Here is a 23400-nt window from a genome sequence, read left to right on the forward strand (position 1 = left end):
AAGAAAGCAGTTGGTCGGAAATCACATTATTGCACCACCTAAAGTTGAAACCGATCACAGGAACTATCCATTTTGTGATTTGAGTCTCTTACCCTTGGCGATTTAGATCACGAAAATACGTCATAATTGTAAGGGCGTAGGGATTAGGAGGATGAGACATATTGGATTATTTCAGATGATATATGTCGAAATACGGCTGAACCTCAATGGACTAGCCCTACATCAAAAATATAAAAAGGATACGAACATGAAAAAGTTAAGCGCTGTAGCACTAGGTACTCTTGTTGCTTTGGGTTCTTTTGGTGCTAATGCTGCCATCGAAGAAGGACAACTTACTATCTGGATCAACGGTGATAAAGGCTACAACGGCCTTGCTGAAGTTGGTAAGAAATTTGAAGAAGACACAGGCATTAAAGTGACTGTGGCTCACCCAGATGGCCTTCAAGACAAATTCCCTCAAACTGCAGCGACTGGCGACGGTCCTGATATCGTATTCTGGGCTCACGACCGTTTCGGTGGTTACGCAGAAGCTGGCCTGCTAGCAGAAATTAAACCTTCTAAGAATATTCAAGAAGGTATCGTTGATTTCGCTTGGGATGCAGTACGTTACGACGGCAAATTGATCGGCTATCCAGTTGCGGTTGAGTCTCTATCTCTAATCTACAACAAAGACCTAGTTCCAAACCCACCAAAGTCTTGGGAAGAGGTTGCAGCATTAGATGCAAAACTTAAAAAAGACGGCAAGTCTGCAATCATGTGGAACCTAAAAGAACCGTACTTCACTTGGCCACTAATGGCGGCTGATGGCGGCTACGCGTTCAAATACACTTCTGAAGGTTACGATGTTAAAGACGCTGGTATCGCGAAAGAAGGCGTTAAAGACGCAATGAGCTTCGTAAAAGGCTTAGTTGATAAAGGCGTAATCTCTGCGGATATGGATTACTCAGTGTCTGAGTCTGCGTTCAACCAAGGCAAAACAGCGATGACGATCAACGGTCCATGGTCTTGGGGCAACATTGAGAAGTCAGGCGTTAACTACGGCGTGACTACGCTACCTAAGTTCCAAGGTCAATCTTCTAAGCCATTCGTTGGTGTTCTAACAGCTGGTATCAGCACTGCGTCTCCAAACAAAGACCTAGCGGTTGAGTTCATTGAGAACTACCTACTAACAAACGATGGCCTACGTATGGTTAACAACGATAAGCCTCTAGGTGCGGTAGCGCTTAACTCGTTCCAACGTGAACTAGATTCAGATACTCGTATCGCTGCGACTATGGATAACGCGATGAACGGCGAAATCATGCCAAATATCCCTCAAATGAACGCATTCTGGGGTGCGGCTAAGAACGCAATCATCAACGTAGTTGACGGTCGTCAAACTGTCGATGCAGCTCTTGCAGATGCAGAAAAACAAATGACTAAATAATTAAGTAAGACCTTTTTAAGGAGGAGGCAACTCCTCCTTACTTTTCTATATTTATTCTATATTCGCTAGCAGGTTCCCTATGCAGTCAGTTCAAGGTACAAATGCTATGACAGCACCAGAAGCCAGCCTTCCGAGCAGCAAAAAAGTGTTCATGAAATGGTCACTTTTAGGCACAGTCGGCATCATCAATGGCTACGCAACAATCCTTATGTATTCTCGCGGTGAGATTGCGTTTGCACTACTTACGCTCATTCTTACCGCTTTAGCGTTGTTCATCTTTGGTAGTAAAAAGACGTACGCACACCGTTACATCTACCCTGGTATAGCAGGGATGATCCTTTTCATTCTTTTCCCTTTGGCGTACACCATAGGTTTGGCGTTTACCAACTATAGCGCGAAGAACCAACTCTCTTTTGATCGCGCTCAGAACGTACTTTTGGACCGAACTTACCAAAGTGGTGATAGCTACCCGTTCACTTTGTATAAAACGGAGCAAGGCCATCAACTTGTGGTTGAAAAAGATGGTGAGCTACTTGCAAGCCCGACTTTTCAGCTTGATAACCTTTCAGCATCGGAGTTTGATCTTTCACCAATTGAAGAAGTAACGGGTGAAAAAGAATCAATCAAGGCGATTGTTAAGAACCGCAGTGCGTTGAGCAGTGTCGATTTACATTTGCCAAGTGGTGATGATATCCGCATGAGTGGGCTGCGCAAATTTGCTGCAGTTGTACCTTTGTACACATTACAAGAAGATGGTGAAACGCTTTACAACAACCGGACTGAAGAAACGCTACGTCCAAATATGGAAGTAGGTTACTACCAGCCTGTCGATGAAAACGGTCAATTTGTTGGTAGCACAGTGTCACCAGGTTTCGTGGTGAACATTGGTACCCACAACTTTGAGCGTGTTTGGAAAGATGATGGTATCAAAGAGCCGTTTATCAGTATCTTTATCTGGACCATTGTTTTCTCTGCGCTAACCGTATTATTTACGCTTGTTATTGGTCTTGTCCTTGCCAGTGTGGTTCAGTGGGAAGCACTTAAAGGTCGCTCAGTTTACCGTTTGTTGCTAATCCTGCCTTATGCAGTTCCGGCGTTTATTTCTATCTTGATCTTTAAAGGTTTGTTTAACCAAAGCTTTGGTGAGATCAACATGTTGTTGGAAGGCTTATTCGGCATTAGCCCGGCTTGGTTCTCTGATCCGTTCATGGCGAAAACCATGATCTTAATTGTTAACACTTGGCTTGGTTTCCCTTACATGATGATTTTGTGTATGGGCTTACTAAAAGCGATTCCAGACGATTTATATGAAGCATCAGCAATTGATGGTGCGAACTTTGTCACGAACTTCACACGTATCACACTACCAATGATGTTGAAGCCGTTAACACCATTGTTGATCGCGAGTTTTGCATTTAACTTCAACAACTTCGTACTTATCCAGTTGTTGACTGGCGGTGGTCCAAACATGATTGGTACATCAGAGCCTGCGGGTTACACCGACCTGCTAGTAAGTTACACCTACCGAATCGCATTCGAAGGTGCTGGTGGTCAAGACTTCGGTCTAGCAAGTGCAGTAGCAACGCTTATCTTCCTATTGGTTGGCGCATTGGCACTTATCAACCTACGCGTAACTAAAGTAGCTCAGGACTAAGGAGAAATTACAATGGCAATGGTACAAGGTAAGTCATTAAAGTATCGTGTTTGGGCTACTCATATTGCAATGTGGGCATTCTTGGCACTGATTATTTTCCCTTTACTGATGATCATCGCGATTTCATTCCGTGAAGGTAACTTTGCAACGGGTAGCCTGATCCCAGACAACCCAACACTTGATCACTGGAAATTGGCATTAGGTTTCTCGGTGACTAATCCAGACGGTACAGTTACACCGCCACCATTCCCAGTAATGACATGGTTGTGGAACTCGGTAAAAGTGGGTGGTATTTCTGCAATCCTAATCGTGGCGCTATCAACCACATCGGCTTACGCGTTTGCTCGTATGAAGTTCAAAGGTAAGAACACCATTCTTAAAGCGATGATGATCTTCCAGATGTTCCCTGCGGTGTTGGCACTGGTTGCTCTGTACGCGTTGTTCGACAAACTGGGTCAGTACATTCCTTTCCTTGGTCTGAACACGCATGGCGGTCTGATCTTCGCTTACTTAGGCGGTATCGCACTGCACGTTTGGACCATTAAAGGCTACTTCGAAAGTATTGACTCGTCTCTAGAAGAAGCAGCGGCTCTTGATGGTGCTACACCATGGCAAGCATTCCGTTTGGTATTGCTGCCACTGTCTGTGCCAATCCTAGCGGTAGTCTTCATCTTGTCGTTCATCATGGTAATTGGTGAAGTTCCTGTAGCGTCACTACTGCTTTCTGATGTAGACTCGTACACACTTGCAGTGGGTATGCAGCAATACCTATATCCACAAAACTACTTGTGGGGTGACTTTGCCGCAGCTGCTGTACTTTCAGCAGTGCCAATCACTGCCGTATTCTTACTTGCGCAGCGCTGGTTGGTTGGTGGTCTAACCGCTGGTGGTGTGAAAGGATAATCTCTTGTGGTCTGAGATTGATAAGAATAACTAGAAAAGGGCGACCACATGGTCGCCCTTATACTTAGCACGGATATTACAATTTTGGTTTGGCCGCCGATCAGTAATATCTTGGCTTTTATTGGCGTTACGCATAGCTGGCTGTTAGCTTAGTTCCTTACGATTCAATCACTAACAGTTTTTGTAACCATAACCTGAGTTTAGACTCAGGTTTTTTTATGCCTGTTAAAGGCAATTGTGCAATAAGTAGATAGAGATTAGCGGCTTTGCAATGGATTACACAGGGCTTGAATAATGCCCTGCGTAGCACTTCACATAAATAACTAGAGCTTAGTAAAAAGCTAAATTGAGGTAGGGAAGGAAGAGATTAAAACTCTCGGCTGGAAGGTGCGCATCCAACGTATTGAAGCAGCGTGTACAAACTTTCTTGCTGCAGTGCGACGCGACGAAATAGATTAGCAAAGGTAACGTCACCGCCAAAGCAAGTTTGAATGTAATGATTAATTTCTGTTTCGTTATACCCCTCGACGTACATGGTTCTCACCCACTGGTACTCGACCGCTTTTAAATTGGTCAACGTCTCTTCACTTAAGGTCGTTTCTTTTAGTCTCAAGATCCAAACTCTATCCAACTCTAAAATAATGGATGGATTTAAGCAAAGCTAGGTGAAGGATTTATGACAGAGAAGGGCGAGCGTGAAACAAATGGCAAAACCATGATGTTGCTCCACACTCTGGGTCTAGGTAACGTTGAGGTACTTAATAGCGTTCTTAACGGATGCCAGTTACTTGAGATATTTAACGTGTGCTTCCATTTCTTCCCCAATCTCTTTACGCATGTTCATAAGACGGATAGCGGATTGCTCTAAGGCTTTGTCTTCATCTGACTCTGGAATCCATTTCGGTACATCGGTTGGTTTTCCGTTTTCATCTACAGCAACCATGATAACGATACAGTGAGTGGTGAGTCTGTTTTTCATTTGCTTTGGATCACTAGCTTGCACGTCAATCGCAATGTGCATTGAGCTTCGTCCGGTATAAATGACTTTCGCGCTAACTTCGACTAAGTTGCCGACATGAATCGGCGCAACAAACCGAATGCCGCCAGCATATGCGGTAATGCAATATTTACCACTCCACGCTGCAGAACAGGCGTACGCTGCCAAGTCGATCCATTTCATTACGGCGCCGCCGTGCACTTTTCCGCCAAAATTTACGTCGCTGGGTTCTGCTAAAAAGCGAAGGGTAATGTCTCTTTGACCACTGCTCATCTGTCTTTCCTTGATGGGTTATTGTTTTCCCAATTTAGCAGCAAGATGAATTTTCGGGAATAGCGAATGAAACAAAATATTAACTTTTATTCGAACGCTGGAAGTGACAAGCCACAGCGTAGTTCTGTGGCTTGGGGTGTAGATGTTAATTGGCGGTAGAGGCAATCTCAGAATTGGATAATGGTTTTCTCTGTCTTACTTTTATTTGCGACAAGATAACGCCAGAGATGACTAACAACCCACCAATAATGTGGTAAGCGTAAATTTTCTCACCAATTAGTGTTGAAGCAAGTATGACGGAAACCACAGGCATTAGGTTCATGAACATAGCACTTGAATCAGCACCAATTGAATCAATCGCTTTGACCCACATCAGCGGCGCGAAAATGGAAGCAGCAATACCAGCATAAGCGATTAATGGTAGCGCGTCTTGGCTTGGTAACAGTTGCTCACTAGAGAGCCAAAGTGGTGTGAGCATCAAAACAGAAAAGAAGCCCTGCATGTAAACCAGAGTCAAACTACTGAATGGCATTTTCCAGCGTTTTAGCAGAACACAATAAGCCGCGTATACCATGGCAGCAACGAGCATTAAGCTGTCACCTTGCGTTAAGTCTTGATGTAAAAAGTAAGTGATATCACCGTGACCAAGCATAAATGCCAAGCCGCCGAGCGAAATGACACCACCGACGATACTTAACATTGATATAGATTTACCGAGCAATGGGACACTTAAAAACACACTGATCAAAGGAACTAAAGAGGTGATCAGGGCCATATTAGAGGCCGTTGTTGTTAAACCGGCATAGTATCCAAGTGACTGGTTGAGAACCATACCAAGTAACGCAAGAAACGCCAACTTAGCTAAGTAAGGTCGAATAATGTGTCGTTGTTTGATGATTGCAGGCAGGCAAAATGGCGTTAGGAGTACCATTGCGACAAACCAACGGTAGAAACTCATCGCACTTGGTTCAATGGCGCTCGCAGCCATCTTGTTCACAATTGAGTTACCACCCCAAATCATAACGGTGAAAAACGGAAGTAAATAAATCATGAGAACCCTATAGCACAATTATTGATGGCGCTAGTCTGGCAGGTCTTTATAATAAAAAGTATCTCTTAAAAGACATCGTAAGCGATAGGAAGACAATTTTGAAAAAGAGCGCCAGAAATCTTCACCCCTCCTTATCAATCGATCGTGCGCCATCAGATGTATTTATGAATTTCGAAGCGTTTCTCTCTAATACAGAAACACGAATTCATAGCCACCCTTGGGGGCAAGTGCAACTGATCAGCGGTGGGATTCTGGAGATGGATGCAGAAGACACAAGATTTCTAGCACCTCCACATCTTGCTATTTGGGTTCCCGCCGGAGTTCGTCACACTAGCTACAACCGTAAGCCAATCGAATATTGTTCTTTGAACATTGCCCCTGAATTGACGGCGCATTTTCCAACCAAAACCAGTTTAATCAAAGTCACCCCCATCGTTTCTGCCATCATTGAGGACTTTCGTCAGCGTGACATTAACGTCGCGCAGAGCGATGAAGACAAACGCTTGGTGCGAGTGTTGTTGGATCAACTGGCGAAACAAGAAGTGGAACATCACTTTTTACCGACTACCGACAATAAGTATCTTGAACCGATTTTAAAAGCAGTAGAAGAATCGCCGACGGATGAGATCAGTTTGGCGGAATGGGCAGAGAAAGTGCACACCACTGAACGCACGTTAGCGAGGCATTGCCAGAGTGAGTTGGGCATGAGTTTTACTGAGTGGCGCTTACGTGTGCGATATTTACATTCTATGGAGTTGCTGCGTAAAGGGCAGACCGTAAAAGAAGTCGCTCTGACGTTAGGTTATAACCAAGCTAGCCCTTTTATCGCGATGTTCAAGAAATACTCCGGCATGACACCGGAGCAATACAAGAATCGATTGTTGTAAAAGTGTAGAGTCTATTTTAAAAAAATTGACAATGCGCTGTATGATGACCGACTCGAAAAGCTGATGGTATTGGAAAGACTTACGTCTATCTTGTGTCAGATTGAGTCAGAATTATAACCTTGAGAATTCGCTTTATTATTATTGCTTTACAACATGCCTGTAAGATTCTTTAGATGATACAATGTGCTAAAGTGACAAAAAACTCAATTGACACCGCTTAGATTTAAGTATTGATTGTTATTAGTTTCTTCAGCCGCCAATTTGTCCCTACTTTTCAAGGAAGTAGAGTTGTACTGTGCAACTATAACTCTTCTACCCTCAATCGTGAGTTCCAATGTGGGTGACCATATATTCTGATCGCGATGCGTCACAATAATCACGGTCGAGTTCAATGTTTGAATATGTTGAGCAATACTTTTTTCGGTTGCTTCGTCTAATGCTGCCGTCGCTTCGTCGAAAATGAGGATTGGCGCCTTTTTAATGAGAGCTCGCGCAATTGCGACTCTCTGTCTTTCACCTCCTGACAACCCTGAGCCTCTTTGTCCTACTGTTTGATGTATTCCTTTAGGAGATGAGTCAATAAGTTTGTCCAATTGTGCGTGTCTTGCAAAGCTCTCAACTTCATAATCACTTGCATTGGGATTACCTAACCGAATGTTATCCGCCAATGTGCCAGTAAAAATGACCGGTTCTTGAGCAACATAGGCTATATGCTGGGTGAGCACGTCATAAGGGATATTCTTTAGATCTATCCCTCCGAGCGAAATAAGACCTTGGTCAGGATCATCAAACCTTAGAAACAGGCCCAGTAAAGTGCTTTTGCCACTGCCACTGACTCCATTGATGACGACGGTATCACCTTGTTTGATCTCCGTGCTAGCATCTTCAAAGAGATCTAAATGGCCCACAAGGTTCAGTTCGAACTTATGGTTTTTGGGGGAGGTTGCAAATTGAGGATTAGGCTCAGGCAGAACAGGGACATTCGTTAACTGAGCGTAATTTTTAATTGAGGATTTTACGTCGTTAATCGCAAAGCCTGCCAACGCGAGTTCACCCAAAGGTGCAGCTGCACGGGTAATCAATATCAATAAAGCCAAGACTAATAAGGGTTGAGTAATCGGCTCTAAGACGAGATAGATGGCGATACCTGCAAGGGGTAAAATCGTTGCCAATCCTGATACTAAGGTTGCGATAGAAGCGTTACGATTAATAGTTGAATGAGCTTCTTCTTGTGCGTGCCAACTCTGTTCAATACGCTCGATTGAGCGCTCAGGCCCCGCTGTTGAGCGAAGTAACTCAAGGTGATCTATGAGCTCAAGTGTTGATTTAGTCGCTTGAAGCTCTGCGTCATGTCGGTCGCTATCTGAGCGACTTAGGTATCTTTGCGCCTTGTACTGAACGAGCAGTGCAACTAGTAACAGTACGGCACTGAGTAGTGCAATTTCACCTCCTCCAACGACCCCAATACCGATAATTAAAAATATGGGTAACATTGGAGCGTGTAAAAATGTTTGTAGCTGATGAGCAGGAATGGCCATAAAGCCAGGTATTCCTCGTTCTGCTAGTTGAGTGAGCTGAGTTCTATGCTGATCATTAAACCAAGCTAACTTTGCTTTACTGAGCGAATGACCTACTGATGAATAAAGATCCCCAGCCAGTTTCGCACCAGAGAGAAATCCAGAACGAGTTACAATAACGGTAACTATCACAGTTAGAACAGCAGCTATTATGACGTTCAATGGTGAAGCTTGTTCGACAATAGATATTGCAAGAAATGTGTAAGCCGTTGCCTCAAATAATGCAACTAGTCCCCAACCTATAGCGACTCGATATAGACGGTGCTTTGCACTTTGTGGAATTGTCGAATTGGAATAGAGGGTATTGTGAGCCGTCATACTTCTTCATCCTGTCGTTGAGCCTTTCTGTTGAGCATCAATGTAGTGTCTGCAAGTTTCGCGAGTTCTGAGTCGTGAGTAATTATGATCAATATCTTGTCTTGTGTTTTCGCAAACTTCGCGAGATTTCTGATCACAGTGAAGGCCGTATTTTTATCGAGAGCACTGGTTGGTTCATCCAGTAATAGAACGTTGGCTTGAGTTAGAAATGTGTTAGCTATTGCGACACGTTGTTGCTCGCCTCCTGAAAGCACGCTTGCATCAGAATTGAGGTCAATCTTTAATTGAGCTTGTTGCAAAGCTTGGTTCAGCTCGTCGTCACTTGAACTTGGCGTTGATAGTTTCAAATTCTGCCTAATGGTAGTTTTGAGTACACCGATATCTTGGGGTACATAGCGTATGGCGGAGTATCGGGATATCTCAGAGAGTTTAGACAGTTGATTGCCTCCTAAGGTAACGAAGCCTGAAAGAGGTGTTTCTTGACCTGCTAATAGACGTAGTAACGTACTTTTGCCTGCTCCGCTAGGCCCCATGATGGCTGTAAATGAACCCCGTGGGAAGTAGTGGGAGAAGTTATCAATAATATTAACAGTTCCATTAGCCACTACGATATTTGATGCTTGTAGTGATAGCGGTTTTTCTCCCGCGCTCAAACTGCCACTTTCTATTTGTGGTTGCTGTAAAAAGTCGCTGATGTTCTTTGCAGCATTCTTTCCTGCGTTAACGTAGTCCAATCCATGGCCAAGCTTCAGTGCGGGTGATACGACGGCCAAACCAAAAAAGAATAGCGACGCCATTGCCACGGGACTTAATTCATAGCCAATGGTATAGGCCATTGCGAAAGTCGAAACCGCTTGAAGTAATGCGGTAGCAATTGCTGCTGGAAGGGCAACGCTACCAACCCATTTCACTATGCCGTGAGTAAAGCGTCTTGTGGCATCATTATAGCTGTCGAGTGCTCCTGCTTGCGTGCCGTAAATTCGATTTACTCGGATACCTCTTGTGTAGTCGTTTACTGCGGTAACGATATCACCCATTATTGTCATGCGCTCTTTGCCATGTTTAGCGGCGAACCTAGGTAAAAAGAGTAGGTAGTACAATGATGCAATTAGACCAGGGAGCAGAGTAAGCATCGCTACCGGACCTGTGAGATTCAACATGATAAAAATAGAAGTTGCGGGTACGACAATGAATGTCACGAGTTCTGAAGGCAAATGCGCAACCATGTGGTGAAGCGTGCTGATGTCTTCGGAAACTATGCGACGCAGTTGATTATCACCATATTGAGAGATGGTCTTGCTTGGCAAGCGCGTCAAGTGCTGAGCAACTTGGCGACGTAATCGAGTGGAAAACTGCGACTCGGCATCATGAACTAACCACGAGCCCACTGATGAGGCAAGTGCGCTAGCCGCCCAAAGTCCTATGGCACCGTAAATCCATTGGTTTGCAAATTTATCGATAAGGTTTATCAAGCATAGCAGTGCACCAACTTTTGCCACAGCGGCAAGTGCTTCACAAAACGTTCCCAAAGCAAGCTTCTTAATCGATGGCTTTAAGGCTGGCATTAAGCTAGGCGTAACGTAATGTTGGCTGATTTTACTTATCATATTGTCACCTTATCTAGCCTATCAAGCGAAAATAAGGAGAACGTGGTAGAGCATATTGAGCTCTTATCGTTTTTCATATAAAGCCTATGGAAGTGGACGTTGATGGATTATGTTTTGAATTAACTTTGGCCGTAGGTGTTGCGAGCTCTTTGTCTGCTTGAATGTTGAAGATGAGTACTTCCTTTGATTTGTTGTGAATTTTCATGAACAGCCAAATGGGAGTAAGTCCCCCTTAGAAGGCAGGCTAAAGGGGAGGTGGAGGGATTAGAAATCCGCAGTAGCTGACAGCATCACTGTACGTGATGCGCCAAGAGCTAGGTCCGCATAGTGGGTGGTTGTCCAGTAATCTTTATCCAGTACATTGTTTACGCTAAGGCGCCAAACCACGCTTGTTTCAGCAATTTTTGAGTTGTAGCGTGCGCCAAGATCAAGAATAGTCTGTGCAGGTAATGCCTGAGTGTTTTGTGCATCAATGTATTGTTCAGACATATAGTTCGCTTGGCCGATAAGCGTGAGATCACGCATCGCAGGGAGGTTCCATTCTAATGCGAGTTTAGCTTGTAAATCGGGTAGCTTAGTTGCTTGTTTCCCCTCCTCTGTCACATCTGTTGCTTTTGTAATCTCTGCATCTGTATAGGCGATACCACCGATGAGTGTATAGTCCTTTGATAGTGTGCCGTAGAACCCCCATTCAATACCGCGATTGCGCTGTTCACCACCGAAAGAAAAAATGTTGGTATCCGGATCTTGGTACCCATTTGGCTTTTTAATCTCAAATAAACTGAACGTATGAGCAAAGCCGTCCAGGTCAAGCTTCACGCCTGCTTCAGTCTGTTTGGTTTTTTGGGGTTCAAAAGCCTCTCCTGCGTTTGCAGCGCTAGAGCCTGCTGTTTTCCCATTCGTTAAGCCTTCGGTGTAGTTACCATAAAGCGAAACTGAGCTCGAAACTTTGTATAATGCTGCAAGTGCGGGAGTGTAAGTACTTTCCTTAAACTTGGTGGTAGGAAGCGACATTCCGTTCATTATTATTCCAGATTCATAATCAATGCTCTGGTAACGCAAGCCGAGCGTGATTTGGTATTTCCCATCAACAAAAGATAACGTATCGGCAATGCCATAGCTGACCTGAGTTGAATCGATAGGTAAACCATAGTAGTTGTCGTAAACTGAATTTTCTGGTCCCCAAACAGGATCATAAATATTCGAGTTCCAAGGGGCTGGATTATTATTACCTGTTGGAGAATCATTTTTATCTTCTCTAAAGTAAGTACTATTCAGTACAAGGTGGTGTTCTACTGGGCCAGTGTCAAAGTTGCTACGAACACCTATCTCACCTGAAGTCCGTTTGTTCTCAAGCTTAACTGATCCGAGAGATACCTCTAGGTTACCCTCGTTATCGATGATTTTGATTCGTTGCGGTACATTTGAATGAAAATCTGTACGGCTACCACCCAATGCGCTGTATACAGTTACAGAGTCACTAACGCTTAGCTCCCCGCGAATCATCATCCCTTTATCTTCGCTATCATTGTAGGCCCAACTTGGCGTCAATAATGTGTCAGATGGAGGAGGTGATGGGATTTTGAGACCAGAAGCGATGCTTAACCCACGGTTTGCACCTTCAACTCGCTCTGTACTGTAGTAAAAATCTGCTTCAAGGAAAGCAATGTCATTACGCCAATCAAGGCTTAATGATGCAAGTTGAGTTTTGTTGCTTTGGTTGTTTATCGCGGTGTCTCCATCTTTAAATGCACCGTTGAAACGAATACCAAATTCTTCATTTGTACCAAAGCGACGTCCAATATCGATATGTCCTCCGAATTGAGTGTCCGATAAGTAGCTGCCGGTGAAAGATGTGATTGGTGTTTCTTGTGCTCTTTTTGTCACTAAGTTGATGGTGCCACCAACAGATCCATTCGGTGGCATACCGTTGAGCAAAGAAGCAGGACCTTTAAGTACATCAATACGTTGATACATTTCAGGAGAGGTTCGGTAATAAGGAGCGATACCATACAATCCATTAAGCATAACGTCGCTAATGTCTGAGTTGAAACCTCTTATTTTGAAACTTTCTTTGTTTAAGCCGGTTTCACCGCTGGTGAAAACAGAGGGATCAGAAGCTGAGATTACATCTGAGATATCGCGTGCTTGTTGGTCTTGAATGTGTTTTTCTGTGTATCCAATCGTATTGAAAGGCGTTTCCATGAAGTTTTTGTCGCCAAGCATTCCTATATTACTCGCGTGAGAAACTTTGCCAGCGGCATAAACTCTGTTTGCTTCACCATAAACTGTCATTGATTCATCTACGACTTCTTCAGCTTGAGCGATACTAATTGGTACGACAAAAGTACTAAATTGAAGTGAAATAAAGAGGGCGATATGACATGGGCTTGGTTTGTTTTTCTGTGAAGAGTCCATCGCTATCTGATGATAGTCATGAGTCATTATAGATTCCTTTTCTTTGTTTGGGCTAGCTCACATCCGTTCTGACGTCGATTGAGTGTTGAATTACTTAAGATCCAACTCATTGTTATTAGATTTAGCTTTGGTAACCTTTTAGGATGTCTTCAATTATGATTTTCAGAGATGTGATGCTTGCTGAAGTGATGTACCAAGCATCGGCATCAACAAAAACGACGTTGTCGTTTTTCCATGCTTTGGTTTGACGGAGTAGTGGGTTTGCTAAGTGTTCCGCATCAATGACAGGCTTTCCTTCCATTACTGCTGTTCGATCAATGATGTAAAGAATGTCTGGATCAGCTTGGCTAATGAACTCGCTAGAAATTGGCTGACCATGCAAACCTGTCTCCACTTTTTCACTCGCTGGTTTTACCCCCAGAACATCGAAAACGAAGCCATAACGAGACTCAACGCCAAATGAGCTGAAAGCACCATTGTTATGCATGACAACCAAAGCTTTTTCAGAACGCTCTTTCGTAACAGCGCGCACTTCTGCGACTTTTGCATCGATTTCGGCAACTTTCTGTTGGGCTAGCTCCTGCTTTTCAAAGATCTCACCAAGCTCTACAAGGTGTTTCTTAATGGTATCGACGTGATGGTCACGACTATTACGGTAGTTGATGTCAAAATGTAAAGTCGGAGCGAGTTGAGAGAGTTCTTCATACTGATTAGCATGTAGCGGAGTCATCAATACGAGATCTGGTTTTAGGGCATAGATCTTTTCCATATTAGGCTGAACTATCGCACCAAGATCCGCTATCTCAGGTGTGTCTTTGTATTTCGCTAGAAAGTGAGGAACAAAGTCTTTCACCATTCCTGAGATTGGAACATTTAGCTGATCTAAAAAGTCCACTTCGTTCATATCTAATGCTGCCACTCGTTGAGGGCGATGAGAAATAGTAGTTGCTCCGAGATTGTGTTCAATCACGATGAGCTTTTCTAATGGCTGAGTATCTTCAATTTTAGTTATTTCCGGCTCGCAACCTGATAAGGTTCCTAGAGCGCAGCAAGCAAGCGCGATACTCAAACGTAGGGGGCTCTTAAACATGGGGTATTTCCTTTTTGTCAGTGAGTTGTCTTTAAACAGGCGAGTAACAGTTTTCATATTTGGCTTCTTGTTCTTATCGTGATGGCTAGGAAATATCCCCCACAAAGGACATTCACCAAAATAGAGACGGTGGTTTTAAAGTTAAATAAGTGCTCTACCAGAAGTTGACCAGACAAGAACATGACAATTGCAATAGCACAAGCAACGAGCAATATGTGTCTGTAGTTCGGTGCGCTAGTAACGGAATAAGCAATATTGGCAATAAAAATTCCCATAAAAGCCGTTGGGCCAATCAAGCTCGTCGAAATTGCTACTAAAATGGCGATTACAGCAAAGAACTTTGGTACATATTGCTTATCATTTAGTCCTAATGACATCGCTTGGTCTCGACCTAGACCTATCACATCTAGCTCGCGTGACCATCTGTTAGCAAAGAGTACCAAAACGCTTAACGCAATACTGGAAAAAAGTAACGTAGAAGGTTTCGCTCGCTCAAACGAGGTATAGCTGAGCCCTTGAAGGATAGAGAATTCTCCAGGGCTTATTCTGAGCTGGATAAATTGAGCAAGAGTTGTCAGCACCATTGTCAAAACAAAGCCAATCAGCAGAACTTGGTGCATGTCATGTTTAAATCTATTGAGTACCCAAGATTGAATCGCTAAGGAATACAACAGAATGAGTATTGCAGAGACAGCGAAATTACCGACAACACCTAATGTAGCAATGCCAGAAGTGCCCCCTAGTAATAAGAGTAGGGTTTGCCAAACCAGATAAACCGACTCATATCCCATAATGGATGGCGTAAGAATACGATTACCAGCTAAAGCTTGGAAAATAACAGCAGAGATGGCCACGCAGCTGCCCCCAATAACTATGGCACCAAGTTTAATCAGCCTCTTAGGGATGACGTAATCAAAATCCCACCCAGAGCTTGTAAAGATAAAGGCGATAGACAGTATGCAAACGAGTATAATGCTCACTCGCATGTTTGAGTAATGTGATCTCATACTCGTGCTCCTTTCAAAAGAAACACAAGAAACATGACTCCCCCGATAGCACTGGCTGTTAATCCAATTGGGACTTCAAAAGGAAAGGCAACAACTCTGCCTATGACATCGCAAAAAATAAGTAACGAAGCGCCGCCTAGTGCAACGATTGGTAGGGTGTTTTTAAGGTGATCGCCATATTTTAGTGCGACTAGGTTAGGTATGACTAAACCGATAAAATGAATGGCACCTACGGTCACCACTGTTATAGCAACTGTCACGGAAACTAGCATTAGACCCAAGGCGGCAGTGAACGCAATATTAATTCCTAAGTTGGACGCAACATCTTCGCCCATTCCCATCACAGTAAACTTATGTGCATATAAGTAAGTCAGTAGGGTGATGGGTAAAATCAAGAAAATTATTTCATAGTGTTCTTGGACCACTTTGGAGAAATCTCCCATTAACCAACCGGACATACTCTGTAAGATGTTGTTTTGATAAGCATAAAACTCCGCTATAGCACTTAGTACACTACCAAACATAAGCCCAATCACAGGTATTAACGCAGAGTTACTGAATTTAATTTTTCGTACGATGGCAATGTAGATAAGGCCAGCGGCGAAGCAAAATAGTACGGCGAAGAGCATACGTTCAAGCTTGTCTGAGGATGGAAGCATGACGATAGATACCAAAATACCGAGCTTTGCCGCATCGATACCGCCTGTGGTGCCCGGCTCAACAAAACGATTTCTAACAATATGTTGAAGAATAACACCACATATTGCGAGACCAGATCCGGTAAGAATTAGTGCGATTAGCCTTGGTAATCTGCTAGCAGTAATCGGTAGCCAAGCTTTGTCATCCATGGTCAGCAATAACGACCAATCTAGTTGGTTTGCGCCGACGAAAATTGAAGTTAAGCACAGTATAAAAAACAGGCTTACTACGTGAATACTCATACAGAATCTGCCCCAAAATAAAGTGAGTTTCTCTTAACTTATGACTTGGGGATGGAATACGAATAATGAATATCTATTCGCATATAGGTTCTAAATTCCAACAAAACATAACCAAGTTATTTTTTATAAACATTAAGGTCACAATCCAGCCCTCAAAGTATCACTAGGCCATACCTAAAAATTCAACGTGCTGATTTGGCTTTAAAACTGGATTAACTAGCAAAAGAAAAGTGCCGCTTTCAATGCAAAGAGAAAGAGGTTCTCGATTTAAAATTAAAATACAAATGATAATTATTTTCATTATATCTTTGTTTTTTCGGTTAAGCAATGAGGTTTATATGTGTTTCTCTAAAAAGATCAATCGCGTATAAAAACAAGGCAATGGCTAATGCATGTGCTTTTGGGTAAGTGATTAAAAAATAAAGCCAAAGAGCATTAAGCTTTCTTATTGTTTAAGGATGTTTTTCGCTTCAGAAGCTCGTTGGTTGAGGTTTGATTTAAATGGTATGACGATAGTTTGTTCAGGAAGAGGAGTTAGTAGTGACGATGATGTCTAGATGTCATTTGTATTTTAGGATTTATTAGATACCGCATTAAAATAGCGTCATAAAGTCGTGATGCTTCGCATCTTCAGTGTTAGCGATGTTAATGCGGTAATTTCTAATAAACTAGCGGATTAATGTCTCAACTTGCTTTTGGAGCAAAGTAAAGCTGATTCACAATTCAAAGACATCGTCAGTTGCTTTATTGTTAACCTGTGTTATTCGAGCTTACTTAGTACGTAATTCAAACCACCAACTACGGCTGCAACTTGCGCATCGTTGCATTCTTCGTCGGTCACCGTTGGGCTGTCTGGGTACACTTCCGTTGTCGTGCCGTAAACGCAATTTGTTACGCCGCCACACAGGCCCAGTTTTACCATTGGGTAGTTGATAACGCCAAACTGTACGACGGGTGAACCAATGATTTCGCCGTTTTCATCTGCTGGTGCAATGTGAGTCACTTTTGCAACTGACTCAATGACCGCTTTTTGGAAGTCAGGCTGAGGGTTTTCACTATCTCCCACCGTGTAAAAGCCATCTGGGATCATACCTTCAATGTACTCAATACCATCACGAGCAGCTAAGGCTGGACGGAACTCAGTTTCGTCAGAATCTGTCGTTTCATGTAGATCAATGTGCATTAACACATCGCCTAAAGTTGCAACTAGCTTTATGAGGTTAGCGGATTCTTCGGCAGGACTATCCTTATAGAAAGAGCGGTTTGGATCAATCGCGTTTGGATTCCAGCGGTTGATCACCTCGTAACCCCAAGGGCTTACGCAGGGGGCAACGACAATATTGAAATGCTCTGCATAGCGCTCTGCTTCCGTTTCTACAAACTTTAATGCGCCATGTACACCGCTGGTTTCGTAACCGTGCACGCCGCCTGTGACCAACACAACAGGTTTAGTTGAATCCCAATTGCGTGTTTTGATACAAAACAGAGGGAAGCGTGCCTCGTTGTATGAGAGCGCACCATATTGTTCAACATCAAAATGCCCGCGTAGGGCATCGATTTTACTGACGACTTCATCTTGGTAGCTACGTTTTACTTCTTGCGTTGCTAACCAAGCTTTACGTTCTTCTTCGGTCCAAGGTTGGCCAGGAGTACCGATCGGGTAAATGTATCCACTTTTCATCTATACTTTTTCTTTTGACTGCTGAAAGGTATCACAAGACTAGACCCGTCTTATCTTTACGGCAATATAAAACACCATTTGGGGTGGTATTCTTTGCAAAATCATCACTTTGATGAGTGATTCATTGGTGTTACATTTTGTTACTTACTCAATTTCATATAAGAGACCAAAAATGGCTGGAGCAAGTTTACTCACACTGTTGGACGATATTGCCACGGTGCTTGATGATGTCGCCTTAATGTCAAAAATGGCGGCAAAGAAAACCGCAGGTGTGTTGGGAGATGATCTAGCGTTAAACGCTCAACAAGTGTCTGGTGTTGCATCTGAGCGAGAGATTCCAGTAGTTTGGGCGGTTGCAAAAGGCTCATTCAAAAATAAATTGATTTTAGTTCCTTCAGCTTTACTTATTAGCGCGATTATTCCATGGCTTATCATGCCATTATTGCTAATTGGCGGCTTATTTCTCTGCTTTGAAGGGGCAGAGAAAGTACTTGAGAAAGTGTTTCCTCACTCGCATCCGCACGAAGAAAAAGAGGAGCTAGTTAATACTGGCGAGTCGATAGAAGAGTATGAAAGGCGTAAAGTTTCTGGTGCAATTCGAACAGACTTTATCCTTTCCGCAGAAATCATCGTGATTGCGTTAGGTACCGTGACAGGAGCCAGTCTTGTTACGCAAATTTTAGTTGTCAGTTTAATTGCAGTAATTATGACGGTTGGAGTTTATGGACTAGTCGCTGGGATTGTGAAGCTAGATGATTTAGGCCTTTACCTTGAAAGTCGCTCAAACGGTAAAGGTTGGGTGGCGAAAGTCGGAGGGGCCTTGGTCGCTTTTGCACCAAAGTTGATGAAGTTGTTAACCATTGTAGGAACTGCTGCGATGTTTTTGGTGGGTGGGGGAATTGTGGTGCACAACGTGCCAGCCATTCATCACTTTGTAGAGCCGATTATTATGAACTTTAGTGGTCATTCGGTTGCTACAGCCATTTTGCCTATTTTATTGAACGGTATTATCGGCTTTGTGGCGGGGTTGGTTGTGGTTGCGGTATGGACGATGGTTGAAAAGCTTCGTGGTCAATAATCACATCTAAAACATGAGACGATAATAACAAGGGTCATGACTTCTTTTTACAAAAAGCATGACCCTGTTTTATGGGTGAAACGTCAGTAAAGTACTTACTTCACTTTCCACTCGATCTGTTCATTTGCTCGAATAGGCACAACGATATCATTGCCAAATGGCATCGTTTCTGGCACATCCCAAGCGGATTTTTCTAACGTTACTGTATCTGTGTTACGTGCAATGCCGTAAAAATCAGGACCGTTGAAGCTTGCGAAAGCTTCCAAGTTTTCCAACTTGCCTTCTTTTTCGAAGACTTCTGCATAAAGCTCTAGCGCAGCGTGTGCAGTGTAAGAACCAGCACAACCGCAAGCCGATTCTTTTGCCCCTTTCGCATGTGGCGCTGAGTCTGTACCTAGGAAAAACTTCTTGCTACCACTAGTTGCTGCTTCGATCAGCGCTTGCTGGTGGGTTCCGCGCTTAAGAATTGGCAAACAGTAGAAATGAGGTTTAATACCACCCACAAGCATGTGGTTACGGTTGAAAAGAAGGTGGTGGGCAGTGATGGTAGCCGCTACGTTGTCTGAGGCGTTGCTAACGAAGTTTGCTGCGTCGGCGGTGGTGATATGTTCTAGAACGATTTTAAGATTAGGGAAGTCATTGACGATAGGAGCGAGGACAGTATCAAGGAATTCTTTCTCTCGGTCGAAGATATCAATATCGTGATGTGTTACTTCGCCATGAACTAGAAGTAACATTCCGACTTCTTCCATTGCTTCTAAAACGTGATAAATGTTTTTCGCATTGGTCACACCGGAATCTGAGTTTGTTGTGGCGCCAGCAGGATAGAGCTTGGCAGCAACAATGTGTCCGGTTGCTTTAGCCTTACGTATTTCGTCTGGTGTCGTGTTATCTGTAAGGTAAAGCGCCATTAAAGGCTTAAACTGTTCGCCATGTTGCTCTTTGAGAATTCGGTCACGGTAGGCTAGGGCGAGCTCAGTTGTAGTAACAGGTGGGACGGTATTTGGCATAATCAGCGCACGGCCATTGTAGCGGCTGATGTCGCGAACGGTGTCTTTAAGAACTTCCCCATCGCGTAAGTGAACGTGCCAGTCGTCAGGACGAGTGATAGTCAGTGTTGTCATTAATTGCTCCCACCATTGAAAAGTTGTCTGATTGGAGCCTAAGCGCCGTATTTGCTTTTGAGCAAACGCTTGCGCTTAGGCGACAGGATGATAGAGGAATTGCCCTCATATTTCATCCCATTTTTCAATTTTATAAAGAGTGAGAGTGTAAGTGGTTACTTCATTGTTAACCAAAGCGCGTGGATCGTACCTGGTAGAAAGAAGAAACACGTCAATATTAGATTAATCAAAAAGTCTTTATTTAGACCTTTCTCCATAAACACCGCGACAGGCGGAAGAAAGATACATAACAAAATCAGAACCAGTTTTCTTGTATCCATAATTAAGCTCCAAATCGATAAATGGGAGTAGTGATAACTTGGGTGAATTATGTGTGTCGTATCACACTTTATCAAACGGTATTTGGTCAGAACGGTGTTAAAAAACGCGAATATTGAGTGTAGTAAATACTTGTCACTAAAACCAAATTTATAAGAATATGGTTTCGAGAAAGTTGCGATGGATGAAGAGGCAGTAGACTCTGCAACTTAATGTGATTTGAGTATACAATACCGCAACAAATAAAAAACACCCGTAGGAAGAAGGCCATGTCGCAACCCGTTTTATCCCAAATTAATGTTTTTCCGGTTAAGTCAGTTGGCGGATTATCGCTGTCGTCCGTATGGGTTGAGAAGCAAGGATTGAGCTTCGATCGTCGCTTTATGATTGCGAAAGCTGATGGCTCGATGATCACTGCGCGAAAGTATCCGCAAATGGTAACCATTAAGTCTGCCTTATTGTCCGATGGAGTGGTGTTTAGTAGTTTGGGTATGGAGCCACTTAAAATCCGTTACCAAGATTTCAAAATGCAGGAGACACCTGCAACGGTTTGGAAAGATACGTTTACTGCCTATACCACGACAGATGATGCAGATGACTGGTTTAGTCGTGTGCTGGGGCAGCGCGTTGAGTTGTTGTTTAGTGGTGAGCAATCGAATCGTGTCCGTGAAAAGCTAGGTCAAAACGTCAGTTTTGCTGATGGTTATCCGGTTTTAGTGATCAGCCAAGCTTCACTTGATGAGCTGAACCGAAGAAGTTCAGAGCTACACTCAATGGATCAGTTTCGTACTAACTTAGTTGTCTCTGATACTAAACCATTTGAAGAAGATTCATGGAAGCGCATACGAATCGGTGAGGTAGAGTTTGAGTCTCTCAAACCTTGCGAGCGCTGTATCCTGACTACGGTGAATACCCAAAGAGGCACATTCCGTGAGAGCAAAGAGCCGCTCAAAACCTTGCAACAGTTCCGTGCAAACGATGTCGGTGGTGTGTTCTTTGGCCAGAATCTTGTCGCGCGAAATGAAGGCATTATTCGTCAAGGCGATAAAGTTGAAGTATTGGAGTACAAAGAGCCGGAGTTTTACGTAGATAACTCGCCAGTGCGCATGAAGCTTACATGTGTTGAGCGTGAAGAAATTGCCCAAGACTTTGTGACCTTATGGTTAGAGCCAAACAAAGGTTCGTTGCCTAATTACTTGCCAGGACAACACCTGCCAATAGAGGTGAATATTGATGGTAAGAAAGTGGGTCGACGCTATACCTTATCATCCAGTCCTTCTCGCCCGGGTCGTTATGCTATTTCTGTAAAGCGTATCGCGGGTGGAAGAGTCTCTAACTCACTCTTGGACAACTTACAAGTCGGTGATGTTTTAGAGGCAGAACAACCTGACGGTCAGTTCCACCTTAAAACGCATGAAGCGCAGCCTCTGCTGTTACTCTCTGCGGGTAGCGGAGTAACACCAATGTTATCAATGGTGCGTTACTTAGCGGATCACAATCAGTTGGATAATGTGGTTTTCTACCATCAATGTCGCACCGAGAATGATATTCCTTGTCGCTCAGAGTTGGAGCAGTTAAAGCGTGAGCACCCAGGGCTAGAAGTAAAAGTCTGTTTAACGCAACCTGCTGTTGATTGGTTTGGTTTGAAAGGGCGTTTAAGTTTGTCACACATTAAGCAAATCAAAGATGTTGAACAGCGGCAGGTGTTTGTGTGTGGTCCTGATGGTTTTATGGAGAAAGCGAAAAATCTCCTGCTAAGAAAAGGGCTGCCAGAGGAAAACTACCATCAAGAAGCGTTTGGAGTTTCTTCTCTTACGTCAAAGCCAGAGAAAAGTCTCTCTATTGACTTTAATGGAACGAAAGTCGTAGGCAACAACCGAAAAACGTTGTTAGATCAGCTCGAAGATGCTGGGAAGGTCATCAGCAATAGCTGTCGTGCAGGCTTATGTGGTGCCTGTAAAGTTCAGCTTACGTCGGGTCAAGTACATCATCCGGACGTGCCCGCGTTGACTGATGAGGAACGTGCACTGGGAACCGTATTGGCGTGTTGTGCTGTGCCAGAGACGGACGTAACAGTAACCAACTAGGCGAGAGCAACTTTGTCCTTCGACAAAAACTGTTCCTAGACAAAAAAACGCTGCTATTTTTAGCAGCGTTTTGAGTTTTAAAGAGAGCTGAAAATATCGCTTAGTCGTAAATCGTCGGGATTGGCTGGCGTTTGTGCTGCGTTGCTTTGTAAATCGCTACCAGACGGTCACTAACTTGCTGTGGAACAGGTTTGCCCTCTAAGAAGTCGTCGATTTGCTCGTAAGTTAGGCTTAGGGCATCTTCATCTGCTTTTTGTGGAGCAAGCTCTTCTAAGTCTGCTGTTGGCACTTTCTTCACTAGTTGCTCAGGTGCACCCAATGTAGCAGCCACTTCACGAACTTGGCGCTTACTTAATCCGAACAATGGTGCCATGTCACAAGCGCCATCACCAAATTTAGTGTAGAAACCAGTGATGTTTTCTGCTGAGTGATCAGTACCAAGAACAAGGCCGCCTACGTAGCCCGCGATCTCGTATTGAGCAACCATGCGAGCACGCGCTTTTACATTGCCTTTTACGAAGTCGACTTTTGCTGCATCAGTTGGTAAAAGACCTGTACCTTCTAATGCAACGTGAGAAGCCGAATGAAGCCCATCAACACCTGCTTTGATGTTTACCGATACAGAATGGGTTGGCTGGATAAAAGACAGAGCGAGCTGAGCCTCATCTTCATCTTTTTGCTCCCCATAAGGCAGGCGAACTGCGATAAATTGGTAGCTGTTGTTGCCCGCTTCTTCGTTCAGTTGGTCTACAGCCAACTGAGCTAAACGACCGCATGTCGTTGAGTCAACGCCACCGCTGATGCCAAGAACAAGAGACTTACAGCCCGCTTCTTGCAATTTACGCTTAATAAAAGCGACACGGCGTTCAATTTCAAAATGCGGATCAATTGAAGGGAGTACGCGCATTTCGTCACGGATGGATTGTTCCATTTAGGGTTCCTTTTCCTGCAAATATTTCAGAC

19 protein-coding genes are annotated in these 23400 nt (G+C 43.7%); 6 read left to right on the forward strand and 13 right to left on the reverse strand.

The annotated features are described in order from the left end of the window. Window positions 1-247: 247 nt before the first annotated feature. The 3 genes from malE to malG all read left to right on the forward strand — a co-directional run bounded on the left by malE (window position 248) and on the right by malG (window position 3983). Window positions 248-1426 carry a maltose/maltodextrin ABC transporter substrate-binding protein MalE gene (gene malE / locus R7Q41_RS02250; protein ID WP_005375272.1) on the forward strand — a complete coding sequence of 393 codons (1179 nt, stop codon included), beginning with the start codon at window positions 248-250 and terminating at the stop codon, window positions 1424-1426. Between the two features lie 79 nt (window positions 1427-1505). Continuing rightward, window positions 1506-3080 (forward strand): maltose ABC transporter permease MalF, encoded by a 1575-nt coding sequence (gene malF, locus R7Q41_RS02255; protein ID WP_005375273.1) that lies wholly within the window; start codon window positions 1506-1508, stop codon window positions 3078-3080. Between the two features lie 12 nt (window positions 3081-3092). Next, entirely contained in the window at window positions 3093-3983 is an 891-nt protein-coding gene (malG, locus tag R7Q41_RS02260) for a maltose ABC transporter permease MalG (RefSeq protein ID WP_005375275.1), read from the forward strand. Window positions 3984-4350: 367 nt separating this feature from the next. Here malG and R7Q41_RS02265 read toward each other — a convergent pair whose 3' ends face one another. The 3 genes from R7Q41_RS02265 to R7Q41_RS02275 form a co-directional block, all read right to left on the reverse strand. Continuing rightward, the gene (locus R7Q41_RS02265) at window positions 4351-4596 is read right to left on the reverse strand and encodes a hypothetical protein (RefSeq protein ID WP_005375277.1); all 246 of its coding nucleotides are present in this window, start codon (window positions 4594-4596) and stop codon (window positions 4351-4353) included. A gap of 171 nt (window positions 4597-4767) precedes the next feature. Beyond that, complete coding sequence (locus R7Q41_RS02270; RefSeq protein ID WP_005375279.1) at window positions 4768-5253, reverse strand: acyl-CoA thioesterase; 486 nt, start codon at window positions 5251-5253, stop codon at window positions 4768-4770. Between the two features lie 145 nt (window positions 5254-5398). Continuing rightward, a complete protein-coding gene (locus R7Q41_RS02275) occupies window positions 5399-6304 on the reverse strand; it encodes a DMT family transporter (protein WP_017821248.1) in 906 nt (301 codons plus the stop codon). Window positions 6305-6402: 98 nt separating this feature from the next. Between R7Q41_RS02275 and R7Q41_RS02280 the strand changes: the two genes are divergently transcribed. After that, window positions 6403-7191, forward strand: a complete 789-nt coding sequence (locus R7Q41_RS02280; protein ID WP_318144330.1) for a helix-turn-helix transcriptional regulator — start codon at window positions 6403-6405, stop codon at window positions 7189-7191. 203 nt (window positions 7192-7394) lie between these two features. Here the strand turns inward: R7Q41_RS02280 and R7Q41_RS02285 are convergent, their stop codons facing one another. The 7 genes from R7Q41_RS02285 to R7Q41_RS02315 all read right to left on the reverse strand — a co-directional run bounded on the left by R7Q41_RS02285 (window position 7395) and on the right by R7Q41_RS02315 (window position 17830). Continuing rightward, window positions 7395-9086, reverse strand: coding sequence for an ABC transporter ATP-binding protein (locus tag R7Q41_RS02285; protein ID WP_033906768.1), 1692 nt, complete (start codon window positions 9084-9086; stop codon window positions 7395-7397). After that, a complete protein-coding gene (locus tag R7Q41_RS02290) occupies window positions 9083-10693 on the reverse strand; it encodes an ATP-binding cassette domain-containing protein (protein WP_005375287.1) in 1611 nt (536 codons plus the stop codon). The genes R7Q41_RS02285 and R7Q41_RS02290 overlap by 4 nt, the downstream gene beginning before the upstream one ends. A gap of 264 nt (window positions 10694-10957) precedes the next feature. Then, complete coding sequence (locus tag R7Q41_RS02295) at window positions 10958-13138, reverse strand: TonB-dependent receptor (RefSeq protein ID WP_318144331.1); 2181 nt, start codon at window positions 13136-13138, stop codon at window positions 10958-10960. Between the two features lie 94 nt (window positions 13139-13232). Further along, window positions 13233-14201 carry a siderophore ABC transporter substrate-binding protein gene (locus tag R7Q41_RS02300; RefSeq protein ID WP_054701806.1) on the reverse strand — a complete coding sequence of 323 codons (969 nt, stop codon included), beginning with the start codon at window positions 14199-14201 and terminating at the stop codon, window positions 13233-13235. A gap of 53 nt (window positions 14202-14254) precedes the next feature. Further along, entirely contained in the window at window positions 14255-15208 is a 954-nt protein-coding gene (locus R7Q41_RS02305) for an iron chelate uptake ABC transporter family permease subunit (protein WP_318144332.1), read from the reverse strand. Then, window positions 15205-16149 (reverse strand): ABC transporter permease, encoded by a 945-nt coding sequence (locus R7Q41_RS02310; RefSeq protein ID WP_033906772.1) that lies wholly within the window; start codon window positions 16147-16149, stop codon window positions 15205-15207. The genes R7Q41_RS02305 and R7Q41_RS02310 overlap by 4 nt, the downstream gene beginning before the upstream one ends. A 760-nt stretch (window positions 16150-16909) precedes the next feature. Next, a complete protein-coding gene (locus R7Q41_RS02315; RefSeq protein ID WP_054578652.1) occupies window positions 16910-17830 on the reverse strand; it encodes a M14 family metallocarboxypeptidase in 921 nt (306 codons plus the stop codon). A 172-nt stretch (window positions 17831-18002) separates the two neighbouring features. On the opposite strand from R7Q41_RS02315, the gene R7Q41_RS02320 reads away from it, so the two are divergent. Then, on the forward strand, window positions 18003-18908 hold the full coding sequence (locus R7Q41_RS02320; protein ID WP_062730918.1) for a DUF808 domain-containing protein: 906 nt from the start codon (window positions 18003-18005) through the stop codon (window positions 18906-18908). A gap of 95 nt (window positions 18909-19003) precedes the next feature. Here the strand turns inward: R7Q41_RS02320 and pyrC are convergent, their stop codons facing one another. Together pyrC and R7Q41_RS02330 are read right to left on the reverse strand one after the other, a co-directional pair. Next, window positions 19004-20032, reverse strand: a complete 1029-nt coding sequence (gene pyrC / locus R7Q41_RS02325) for a dihydroorotase (protein ID WP_154203975.1) — start codon at window positions 20030-20032, stop codon at window positions 19004-19006. 155 nt (window positions 20033-20187) lie between these two features. Further along, window positions 20188-20352 (reverse strand): YqaE/Pmp3 family membrane protein, encoded by a 165-nt coding sequence (locus R7Q41_RS02330; protein WP_005375297.1) that lies wholly within the window; start codon window positions 20350-20352, stop codon window positions 20188-20190. A 267-nt stretch (window positions 20353-20619) separates the two neighbouring features. Here R7Q41_RS02330 and R7Q41_RS02335 point away from each other — a divergent pair, with 267 nt between their 5' ends. After that, window positions 20620-22437 carry a hybrid-cluster NAD(P)-dependent oxidoreductase gene (locus R7Q41_RS02335; protein ID WP_318144333.1) on the forward strand — a complete coding sequence of 606 codons (1818 nt, stop codon included), beginning with the start codon at window positions 20620-20622 and terminating at the stop codon, window positions 22435-22437. Window positions 22438-22537: 100 nt separating this feature from the next. On the opposite strand, the gene nadE is transcribed toward R7Q41_RS02335, so the two are convergent. After that, on the reverse strand, window positions 22538-23368 hold the full coding sequence (gene nadE, locus R7Q41_RS02340) for an ammonia-dependent NAD(+) synthetase (RefSeq protein WP_053350088.1): 831 nt from the start codon (window positions 23366-23368) through the stop codon (window positions 22538-22540). Window positions 23369-23400 lie beyond the last annotated feature (32 nt).

The organism is Vibrio sp. 2096, from assembly GCF_033339595.1.
GTDB classification, from domain to species: domain Bacteria; phylum Pseudomonadota; class Gammaproteobacteria; order Enterobacterales; family Vibrionaceae; genus Vibrio; species Vibrio alginolyticus.